A 440-nucleotide genomic window follows, 5' to 3' on the forward strand; every position below is an offset into this window, starting at 1 on the left:
AAATTCTAATTTCAAAAGTTCCAATAATGAATTAAACGAATTAAAAACACTTATTCAAAAAAATTATAAAATACTGCAAGAATTAAGATCAGCAGAACTACAATTTAAACCCCAAAATTATAAACAAACTTACAAAGGTGAAGACCAAGAGATAAAAACAGAAAAAATATTAGGCCTATTAAATCAATTTTAAAAAGGCTACCGATTATCGGTAGCCTTTTTATTAATCTTGCTCTTCTTCTTTTTTATAAGGTTCTGATTTAACTGGATTATTAGCTTCTTGCTGTTCTTCCTTCCTATTACTTTTATTTTCTTTGATTTGATTAACTAAATTCATTAACTTTAACATTAAAGTTGGGTCCAAACTAGTATTTCCTCCACTATTTTCTCCAATCATCCCTAACAAGCCCTCGATACCAGAATTTGATTGATTATTATTA

At 27.3% G+C, this 440-nt stretch carries 1 protein-coding gene and 1 pseudogene; one reads left to right on the top strand and one right to left on the bottom strand.

Going from position 1 to position 440, the window contains the following annotated elements; genetic code table 11:
• A partial coding sequence (locus U472_RS17100; protein ID WP_218059100.1) for a hypothetical protein occupies positions 1 to 193 on the top strand: 193 nt, incomplete at its 5' end.
• 30 nt (positions 194 to 223) lie between these two features.
• On the opposite strand, the pseudogene U472_RS16945 reads toward U472_RS17100, so the two are convergent.
• Positions 224 to 440: pseudogene (locus U472_RS16945) on the bottom strand (hypothetical protein); the annotation flags it as partial.

Origin of the sequence: Orenia metallireducens, assembly GCF_001693735.1 — a bacterium.
GTDB classification, from domain to species: domain Bacteria; phylum Bacillota; class Halanaerobiia; order Halobacteroidales; family Halobacteroidaceae; genus Orenia; species Orenia metallireducens.